This is a genomic window from Pseudoalteromonas sp. SCQQ13 (assembly GCF_015864415.1).
Lineage (GTDB): Bacteria > Pseudomonadota > Gammaproteobacteria > Enterobacterales > Alteromonadaceae > Pseudoalteromonas > Pseudoalteromonas nigrifaciens.
Genome location: NZ_JADYXG010000027.1, coordinates 1 through 9,851, shown reverse-complemented (window position 1 = coordinate 9,851; position 9,851 = coordinate 1). Strand labels below are relative to the sequence as shown.

Below are 9,851 nucleotides of genomic sequence, written 5' to 3'. Positions count from 1 at the left end.
GGCTCCCCCTCCCCGACTCGAACGGGGGACCTGCGGATTAACAGTCCGTCGCTCTAACCAACTGAGCTAAGGGGGAATCGTTTATGGTTGAAAAACTTGGCTCCCCCTCCCCGACTCGAACGGGGGACCTGCGGATTAACAGTCCGTCGCTCTAACCAACTGAGCTAAGGGGGAAGCGTCTTGCCTTTCAACGGGGCGAAATATTAATGATCCAGCCGCAAAGTGTCAACACATAAAAGATCATAAATACAAAAAAGAACTCTATTCGTTGTTTTTGTGTTCGATCTGCACGTTTTATAGCACAAATGCCAAAATTAAAGCGCGTCATTTTTATGAAAAAGTACTTTTGTTTTTAAAAATTATTAAATTAAAGGGCGTATTTACTTAATTTAAAATATAAAAAACAGCCATTACACCTAAAAATAGCGCTCAATATTACAAAAACATTACCGTAAAGAGCTTACACAGGCAGAGTGGTTTTTAAAATTTAACGCTTAAAATCGATTTAATACTTAAATTCCATAAAAAACGAATACGGCAAAAACTAAAAATATCTTTATTTAATTACTTATTAGTTAATAATTAGCCAATCGCAAAGGTTTGTACAAAAACAACACAATCAATAGCTTAAATAATTTTATTTACACCTTTAGGTTGCTCAATAAGGTGGTGATTGCAGCTAACAGCAAGCTTTACATTAAAGCCCAAGAAAGTTTTCATATTGGTAACGTGGATAAGTTTAATACGGCATTTTATTTGATCCGCTGTAACCCCTTTATAAATGCGGCTTTGAATGAGTTATCCACGGTTTCTGTGGATAACTCTGTTTATTAAACTTTATGAACTTCAGTACCCCCAGTATTTTAGGGGGCTGCAACGATTTCAAGTCTTTAAGAATGTTTTTTTAAATCATTAAAAAACAGTGTGTTACGAATTGATGCTGAAAGCGACTCTAACGATAAGTAAAACTTTTCGTGACGATAAAGTAAAAAAATATGTTGTGTGATAATGCACCATTTATGAAGCGTTAAATGTTATAAAAGTAATTTAAATGATCTATATTTGTTTTTTGGCGCTCTCAAGGTGAATTTATACGCTAAGGCTTGAAAACAAAGCTTTACTCCTTAGTTAGGTATTTAGCCCTCTATACTCAATAAAGCATGGCTTGAATTGCCCAGATGCTTTAAAATGTTTAGCTCAGTAAAAAGAGGCCAACTTATTCTATGCGCGTAATTTCAGAAAAACATACTCGCCCTGATTTACTCAATGATCCTATCTCGCCAACACTAAAAAAAATGACCATTCCAATGATATTTGGCTTGGTGTCGTTGATGATGTTTAACATTGTTGATACGTTTTTTATTAGCTTATTAGGAACAGAGCCATTAGCAGCTGTGAGCTTTACATTTCCGGTTACTTTTATGGTAATAAGCTTAGCCATTGGTTTGGGCATAGGCACTTCTGCGGTTATTGCAAAAGCCTTGGGCAGCCACAAAGTAAATGAAGCGCGTTTTGATGCCAGTATTTCTTTATTGGTGGCTGTGATTTTGGTACTTATATTATCTTTTTTTGGTTATGTGTTTATTGACCCCATATTTACTTTACTAGGGGCTGGTGAAAACGTATTACCGCTAATACATCAGTATATGAATGTATGGTTTTTAGGCAGCGTGTGTTTAATAACACCTATGATTGGCAACTCGGTATTACGTGCCAGCGGCGACACCAAAACGCCTAGCTTTGTGATGGGCGGGGCAGGGCTAATAAATGCCATTTGCGATCCTATACTTATTTTTGGCTTTGGACCTATTCCGGCATTAGGTATTGAAGGCGCTGCTATTTCCAGTGTTATTGCCTGGTCAGTAGCGGTAGTGATTATTTTATATATATTACTAAAAAAACGTTTATTGAGTTTAAAAGCAGGTAAACAAACGGTTATTGGCTCTATTAGTAAAATATTAAAAATTGGTTTGCCTGCGGCAGGGGCAAATATGCTTACGCCAGTTGCAATGGCAGTAATGACCGCATTAGTGGCTCATCATGGACCCGAAGCGGTTGCTGCATTTGGGGTAGGGAGTAAAATAGAATCTATTGCCAGCTTGTTAGTATTGGCGCTTTCGATGACATTACCGCCATTTATAAGCCAAAACTTTGGTGCTAGTAAATTATCCAGAGTGAAAGACGCCTACACCGGCACCTTAAAATTTGTAATGGTTTGGCAGTTTATTATTTATATATTACTAATTGCTAGTGCAGGCGTGTTAAGCCAGTTATTTGGTAAAGAACAAGCCGTTATTGATGTTATAAAACTATTTATTTACACCATTCCATTAAGTTACGGCTTGCAAGGGGTGATCATATTATCAAACTCATCGTTTAATGCTTTACATAAACCGATGAACGCATTGTTTTTAAGTATTATTCGTTTATTTATTTTTTATTTACCCTTTGCGTATATAGGCAACGAACTTGCTGGCTTATTGGGGTTATTTATTGGCGCTGCTGTGGGTAACTTGTTTACCGCTTTGGTGGCCTATAAATGGTTTATGAAAGAGCTTGAAACATTAAGTAACCAATCGTTACAGGAGTGCAGTCATTGAGCGATCATTTTCAACTAAAGTCACACTTTAAGCCTGCGGGAGATCAGCCCACCGCGATTGCGCAGTTATGCGAAGGACTTGAGGCCGGGCTTGCTCATCAAACCTTGCTAGGTGCTACCGGCACAGGTAAAACCTTTACCATGGCTAACATTATTAACGACTTAAACCGTCCAACGATAATAATGGCACATAACAAAACCTTAGCCGCGCAACTTTACGGGGAAATGAAAGAGTTTTTTCCTAAAAACGCAGTTGAATATTTTGTTTCTTATTACGATTATTACCAGCCAGAAGCCTATGTGGTTTCTAGTGATACGTTTATAGAAAAAGACGCATCTATTAACGAACACATTGAGCAAATGCGCTTAAGTGCTACAAAGGCACTGCTTGAGCGCCGCGATACTATAATTGTAGCCTCAGTGTCGGCCATTTATGGTTTGGGCGATCCAAAATCATACATGAAAATGATGCTACTTTTAAAAGTGGGCGAAAAAGTGGATCAGCGCGATATGCTACGCCGCTTAGCCGAAATACAATATACCCGTAATGATGTAGACTTTAGCCGCGGCACGTACCGAGTACGTGGCGAAGTGGTTGATATATTTCCTGCAGAATCAAGCACATTTGCGATACGTGTAGAAATGTTTGATGACGAAATAGAACGCTTAAGTATTTTTGACCCCCTCACAGGCGCAATTGAAAAACACATAGTGCGCACCACTATTTACCCTAAAACACACTATGTAACCCCGCGTGAAAAAATTCTTGGTGCTATCGAAAAAATACAAGAAGAGCTAAAAGATCGCCGAGCACAGCTATTAAGTGCCAATAAATTGGTAGAAGAGCAGCGCGTAACACAGCGTACGCAGTACGACATTGAAATGATGCGCGAGCTTGGTTATTGCTCGGGCATAGAAAACTACAGCCGTTACTTATCGGGGCGTACACCGGGCGATCCGCCGCCAACTTTACTTGACTATTTACCCGACGATGCATTAATGATTATTGATGAATCGCATGTAACAGTGTCGCAAATTGGCGCTATGTACAAAGGCGACAGAAGCCGCAAAGAAAACCTGGTTGAATATGGTTTTAGAATGCCATCGGCTATGGATAACCGACCACTGCGCTTTGAAGAATTTGAAGCTATTTCGCCACAAACAATTTATGTGTCGGCAACCCCAGGCGATTTTGAATTAGATCGCTGCGTGGGCGCAATTGCAGAGCAAGTAATTCGACCAACAGGACTGCTTGATCCACTTATTGAAGTGCGCCCAGTGGGGGACCAGGTTGACGACTTGCTTTCAGAAATTTATAAAAGTGTTGAGAAAGGTGAGCGGGTACTGGTTACCACGCTAACCAAACGTATGTCGGAGGATTTAACCGACTACTTAAGTGAGCACAATGTAAAAGTGCGCTACCTTCACTCAGATATAGACACCGTAGAGCGAGTCGAAATTATTCGCGATTTACGCGCTGGAGTATTTGATGTGTTAGTAGGCATTAACTTACTACGTGAAGGCCTCGATATGCCAGAAGTAGCACTGGTGGCAATTCTTGATGCCGATAAAGAAGGCTTTTTACGCTCAGCGCGCTCTATTATTCAAACCGTAGGCCGCGCCGCACGTCATTTAGAAGGGCGCGCAATTTTATACGGTGACCGAATTACAAAATCGATGGCTAAGGCGATGGACGAAACCGCACGTAGGCGCGAAATTCAGCATGCTTATAATATTGAACACGGTATTGAACCACATTCGTTAGCCAAAAAGATTCTAGATTCGATGGACGTAGGCGAAGAAGCAGGGCCAAAAGATAACCTTAGACTCATTCGTAAAGAGTCTAAAAAAGTCCTTAGTGCTAAAGAAATCACAGTGCAAATTAAGCAACTCGACAGTAAAATGCACGCTTACGCCAGTGATCTAGAATTTGAAAAAGCAGCCTCAGTGCGTGATGAAATACACGAACTCCAACAACAGTTGATAAATTAACTATGACCCCTAATTTTACTCCACTTATTGACGCATTAGCCGATGCCCCTTTATTAAAAAATGAGCTGTGCCGCGTGTTTCATGGCCGCGGCCATAGCGTAGAAGCGCTAAGCCATATTAACTTAGACTTTTACCCACCTAGTTTGTTTTTAGTGTCTTATGATGAAATAGATGAGCCAACGCTGAGCGAACTAACCAGTGTGCTGTGGCAATGGGCGCAGCAACATCACCCTGAGCTTATTACTGCGCTTGTGTATCAGCAGCGCGCGGGTGTACAAAGCCAAAATACTCTGGTTTATGGGCAATTGCCTAGCCAACATGTGGTAAAAGAAAACGGTATTGGCTTTTTAGTTGATTTAACCAGCCGCCAAAATACTGGAATATTTCCTGATATGCGCAGCGGCCGTGAGTTTGTGCAAGCAAACAGTAAACAGGCAAAAGTACTTAACTTATTTTCGTATACCTGTGGGTTTTCGCTGGCGGCAATGCAAGGCGGAGCCGATCATGTAATGAACATGGATATGAGCAAAGGCGTGCTTAGGGTGGGTAAACAAAATCATCAGCTCAATGGCTTTAATAAAGGGGTGAGCTTTTTACCGCATGATATTTTAAAGTCGTTTGGTAAATTAAAAAAAGCAGCGCCGTTTGATCTCATTATTGTTGATCCGCCAAGCTTTCAAAAAGGCAGCTTTATTTTAACGAAAGACTATCAAAAAGTACTGCGCAGATTACCTGAGCTATTAAGCGATACAACCCAGTTATTACTTTGCGCTAACAGCCCAGAGCTTAGTGAAGAGGCTTTTAAAGCCTTAATTACAGAGCACACAGAGGGCGCTATTGAGTTTGTTGAACGGTTAGCTGCTACAGAGCGTTTTATTGAAGTAGATCGTGACAGAAGCTTAAAAGCGCTTGTTTATAAAACATCGCAAACAGTAGCCTAATTTAAATTATGACTCTTAATTAATAACCAGTTTTTAGTTATTAGTTACCAGTAAAAAATGAGCCGTGGCGCAATGTTTATAATACATGCGCCATTTTTATTACTAAGGCGCTATTTACCTAAAGTAGTGTTTATGGGGGTAATAGGTAATTTTACTTTTAAGGCAGGCATTCCTGCACCCGATCATCACAAACGCAGAGCTTAATTAATTAAATATTAGCCACTTAGAATTGCACATAAATGTGATCTAATATTGCCGCTAATAACGTAAATAGCTACAGACAATACATTGCCATGTGCGAACTAATTTATGCCAAATAAAAACAGCCACCGTATACCTCTCGTCAATAATAAAAAATGGCAATACAGTTACGAGCAGCCAATTTCGTTTGCCCCTTTGGTGCAATTAAAGAATAATAATTGGGTTGTTCCACAGCATTTTTTACGCTACCAACACACACTTGAAAGTGTTAATACAGTGCTTGAAAATATCGACTTTTCGGCGCACTTTAGAGTGGTTGCTGCCCAGCAAAATGAACAGCTTTACTTACAAGTGGCAGTGCTTAGCCCAGACAACTATTCAAATAATTCAAACTGCGAGAAAAATAGCGCAGCTAACAAAAATCACACTCGCGCAAAAAAATTATTATTTGGCAGGCGCTGGCTAGTAGAAAAAAACCTACCAACCTCAGAGCTTATTCAAACTGCGTTTTTAGCACTTAAAATAGCACGAGAGCACGAAGTGCGAGAGCTGCTGCAATTAACGCATAAAGGGGCAACAAGTACGCCATTTAATAACCATCACGACTTGTCATTAATGGCGCAAAACCCTGAGTTGGTAAGTAATAGCACTGATCAAGCGAGCGCTCAATCGATAGCTAAACGGCTGATATTTGCCGGTATGAGCATAGTGATTAAAAACCATCAAGTAATAACCAGTAAGCAGCACTTATATACGCTTGAGCTTAATTGTAGTGATTGCCAATTAAATGAGTTTAATAATAAAACCATGGCATTTTTAACAACCGATACGTCGGCAAATAGCTTTTTACATGGCTTTATTACAGCGCTTGTAGCCATTAGTAACGAGTATGTAAGCGAGCACTTTAAATATAAAAATTTTGCACGCTTTAGCAAACAGGTAATGGCCGAGCAAATAGGGGAGTTAAGTGTAGCTATACGTTCGCCAGACGCGCTAGGCTTGTGCTCTATGGGCAAGCAGCACGCTAATCAATTAAACTTTGAAATAGACAGCACCCGAGCACCACAGGGCTGTGGTCAGGTTATTGGTGGTTTTTTAGCTGCCCACGGTATTGAGCAGCCAGAAAACGCCCATTTATATGAAAATTATTTATAGTTTATTTATTTCTTGTTTTACGTCAAAGCTTGAATCGGTAACTATGGTTTCAAGGGTTTGCACACGCTCTTTTAATGCTTGAACTTGCGCATTTACTTCAGCAAGGTGCTTATTAGCATCGCTATTATTATTTTGCATACGGTGTTTAAATTCTAAATGTTTTTTGTACATATCGTATATAACTCCAGAGCCAACAGATATAAGTACAATTAATACAATCATGGTAGTGCCCGACATAACCGCTTCCTGTTAATTACTTTGGTTAAAGTATAACCGTAATACATTTACGATAAAGCGCCTAATTGTAACTTTATTTTTCTAAATGTTGATTGCCGGTGTGCTGGTAGTTTATACATTGGCTATATTGTGTAATGATTAAGCAAAGAGTTTGCCCCTTTTATTAACTAATTAAGTGAGCTGCTATGTTAAATAATAAAATTCCTCCACTTGTTGTTGTGCTTTTTTTTGCATTAATAATGGCCTTAATTGCACATTATAGTGTGATTGATTTTAGTGCCTTTATTTTATATTTAACGGTGAGTTTAGTAACTATAGGCTGCGTATTTTGTATTGCCGGATTGGTTAGTTTTCGTTTGGCTAACACCACAGTAAACCCAAGTAAACCAGAGCAAGCGACAAATTTAGTTACCAGTGGCGTTTATAGGTTTTCTCGCAACCCTATGTATGTGGGTTTTGTATTTATACTACTAGGGTGGGGTATTTGGTTAAGCTCGTTATGGGCACTTTTGTGTGTGGCGGGTTTTATTGCCTACTTAACACTGTTTCAAATTATTCCTGAAGAGCGGGCGCTTACTCAGCTCTTTGGTGAGGATTACATCCAATACAAAAACAAAGTAAAACGCTGGCTATAAACAAGCACCCATAAAAAAGGCTATCGATGATAGCCTTAATAAATTGTTTATTCGTATTCTAGCGGGTCGGTTAAGTTATTGACCTCAAATGCTTCTAAGCGCTCTTGGCATGCTCCACATTTACCACAGGCTTTTTCACGGCCATTATAACAGGTCCATGTTTGGCTGTAATCTAAGCCCATTGCAATGCCATCGGTTAAAATATCAATTTTTGTATTGTTTAAATACGGGCTAAAAATTTCTACGGCATCGTAGTTGGCAATGCGGCACACATCATCCATTTTTTGCACAAATTCAGGACGACAATCAGGGTAAATCGCATGATCCCCAGAGTGGGCACCATAATAAACCTGGCTCGCTTTAAGCGACACTGCATAACCTACCGCTAAAGACAGTAAAATCATATTACGGTTTGGCACTATTGTGCTTTTCATGCTGTCTTCTTCGTAATGGCCTTCTGGCACGTCAATATCATCAGTTAAAGATGAGCCGCCAATAATTTGATTAATAGCCGAAATATCAACAATTTTGTGTGGCACATTTAATTGCTTACACACCTGGGCTGCCACCTTAAGTTCTTTTACATGACGCTGACCATAGTCAAACGATAAGGCATAAACATCATGTCCTTGTTGCAGGGCCTTATTTAATACGGTAAATGAATCCATACCGCCGGAATAAATAACTACTACTTTTTGCGTCATATCTGGTTTTGCTCTTTAGTTTTAATAGAGGTTTATATCAGGGCACGATATACTACATGCCCACGGCATAAATAACAATTTTTGCGCTGCGCTATTTAGTCCTTAATGGTAGCAATTTTGCTGCTTGATCGTAAGTGAGTTCTCTTTTGTACAAAATAAATGAAGTGTTTGAAACCATCCAAGGTGAAGCTAGTTATACTGGTACACCGTCTATATTTTTGCGTTTGCAAGGTTGCCCAGTAGGGTGCTCTTGGTGCGATACAAAACAAACATGGGATGTTGATAATGTGTACAAAGTGTCGCTTGACGAAACAGTAGAAAAAAAGGCCGATTCAGATCATTGGGCACAAGCCAGCGCAGCAAACATATTAGCGTTATTTCAATCACGTGGTTATACCGCAAAGCATGTGGTGATCACAGGTGGCGAGCCTTGCATGTACGACTTAAACCCAGTGTGTAATTTATTGCACGAAAACGGCTTCAGTACGCAAATAGAAACCAGCGGCACCTTTGAAATACTTGCCCCTGCGCAAACTTGGGTTACTGTATCGCCAAAAATTAATATGCGCGGTGGTTTTGAGGTACTTACAACCGCCATGCAGCGCGCCGACGAAATTAAACACCCCGTTGCCATGCAAAAGCATGTAGAGGAGCTAGAAGAGCTGTTTGTTAAAACGGGTGTTAACCCTAAATTGGTTTATTTACAGCCTATTAGCCAAAAAGAGTCAGCAACTAAACTGGCTATTAAAACCTGTATTGCTAAAAACTGGCGCTTATCAATTCAAGTGCATAAGTATTTAGGGATTAACTAATAATTAAGCCGGGTTTTAAGTGATTAGCTTTGAGCTAATACCAGCTCGGCGTTAATTTATATTACGTAGGTCGGATAAGCGAAGCGCCATCCGACACCCTTAATTACATCTACCCTAAAGCTTACTTCGCTAATACTAATAACTAGTTTACTATGCGCCACCCAAATTACTTACCCTTTAATAACTAGGCCAATATGTCCGCAAATGCTTTATACACAGATCTCTCTGGTTACTATGACTTAATGTGCGCTGATATAGATTATCAAGCTCAAAGCCATTTTATTAAACGGTTACACCAAATTTTTGGTAATGGCGCAAATACACACCTAGATTTAGCGTGTGGCACAGGCCCGCATGTACGGCATTTTATTAATTTTGGCTATACAAGCAGTGGCCTCGACATTAATCAACCTATGCTAGATAGAGCCGCTATTCGCTGCCCAGAAGCACAATTTACATTGCAAAATATGAGCGAGTTTACCGTAGCGCAGCAGCAAAATTTAATTACCTGTTTTTTGTATTCAATTCACTACTGTGATGGCATTGAAAAATTAAAAGCATGTATCATCAGCGTA

Annotated in this window: 9 protein-coding genes and 2 tRNA genes; 7 read left to right on the top strand and 4 right to left on the bottom strand. The window is 39.8% G+C overall.

Translation table 11 applies throughout. The annotated features are described in order from the left end of the window. Positions 1-2: 2 nt before the first annotated feature. Together I6F41_RS16580 and I6F41_RS16575 are read right to left on the bottom strand one after the other, a co-directional pair. Positions 3-76, bottom strand: a tRNA-Asn gene (locus tag I6F41_RS16580). 21 nt (positions 77-97) lie between these two features. Continuing rightward, a tRNA-Asn gene (locus tag I6F41_RS16575) sits at positions 98-174 on the bottom strand. Positions 175-1,223: 1,049 nt separating this feature from the next. Between I6F41_RS16575 and I6F41_RS16570 the strand changes: the two genes are divergently transcribed. The 4 genes from I6F41_RS16570 (at position 1,224) to I6F41_RS16555 (ending at position 6,888) form a co-directional block, all read left to right on the top strand. Then, complete coding sequence (locus tag I6F41_RS16570; protein WP_182683230.1) at positions 1,224-2,600, top strand: MATE family efflux transporter; 1,377 nt, start codon at positions 1,224-1,226, stop codon at positions 2,598-2,600. Then, positions 2,597-4,591 (top strand): excinuclease ABC subunit UvrB, encoded by a 1,995-nt coding sequence (gene uvrB / locus I6F41_RS16565; protein ID WP_011327796.1) that lies wholly within the window; start codon positions 2,597-2,599, stop codon positions 4,589-4,591. The genes I6F41_RS16570 and uvrB overlap by 4 nt, the downstream gene beginning before the upstream one ends. A gap of 2 nt (positions 4,592-4,593) precedes the next feature. Continuing rightward, on the top strand, positions 4,594-5,532 hold the full coding sequence (locus tag I6F41_RS16560) for a class I SAM-dependent methyltransferase (protein ID WP_011327797.1): 939 nt from the start codon (positions 4,594-4,596) through the stop codon (positions 5,530-5,532). A 309-nt stretch (positions 5,533-5,841) separates the two neighbouring features. Next, positions 5,842-6,888, top strand: coding sequence for a hypothetical protein (locus I6F41_RS16555; protein WP_197108786.1), 1,047 nt, complete (start codon positions 5,842-5,844; stop codon positions 6,886-6,888). Here I6F41_RS16555 and I6F41_RS16550 read toward each other — a convergent pair. After that, on the bottom strand, positions 6,883-7,125 hold the full coding sequence (locus I6F41_RS16550; protein WP_089368003.1) for a hypothetical protein: 243 nt from the start codon (positions 7,123-7,125) through the stop codon (positions 6,883-6,885). The two genes, I6F41_RS16555 and I6F41_RS16550, sit on opposite strands and share 6 nt — an antisense overlap. Before the next feature lie 185 nt (positions 7,126-7,310). On the opposite strand from I6F41_RS16550, the gene I6F41_RS16545 reads away from it, so the two are divergent. Next, the gene (locus tag I6F41_RS16545; RefSeq protein WP_011327801.1) at positions 7,311-7,760 is read left to right on the top strand and encodes a methyltransferase family protein; all 450 of its coding nucleotides are present in this window, start codon (positions 7,311-7,313) and stop codon (positions 7,758-7,760) included. A 47-nt stretch (positions 7,761-7,807) separates the two neighbouring features. Here I6F41_RS16545 and queC read toward each other — a convergent pair whose 3' ends face one another. Further along, a complete protein-coding gene (gene queC / locus I6F41_RS16540; RefSeq protein WP_011327802.1) occupies positions 7,808-8,464 on the bottom strand; it encodes a 7-cyano-7-deazaguanine synthase QueC in 657 nt (218 codons plus the stop codon). 146 nt (positions 8,465-8,610) lie between these two features. Here queC and queE point away from each other — a divergent pair, with 146 nt between their 5' ends. Both queE and I6F41_RS16530 read left to right on the top strand, forming a co-directional pair. Then, complete coding sequence (queE, locus tag I6F41_RS16535) at positions 8,611-9,276, top strand: 7-carboxy-7-deazaguanine synthase QueE (protein WP_197108784.1); 666 nt, start codon at positions 8,611-8,613, stop codon at positions 9,274-9,276. A gap of 194 nt (positions 9,277-9,470) precedes the next feature. After that, positions 9,471-9,851, top strand: a 381-nt coding sequence (locus I6F41_RS16530) for a class I SAM-dependent DNA methyltransferase (RefSeq protein ID WP_197108781.1), incomplete at its 3' end; no start/stop codon positions are given.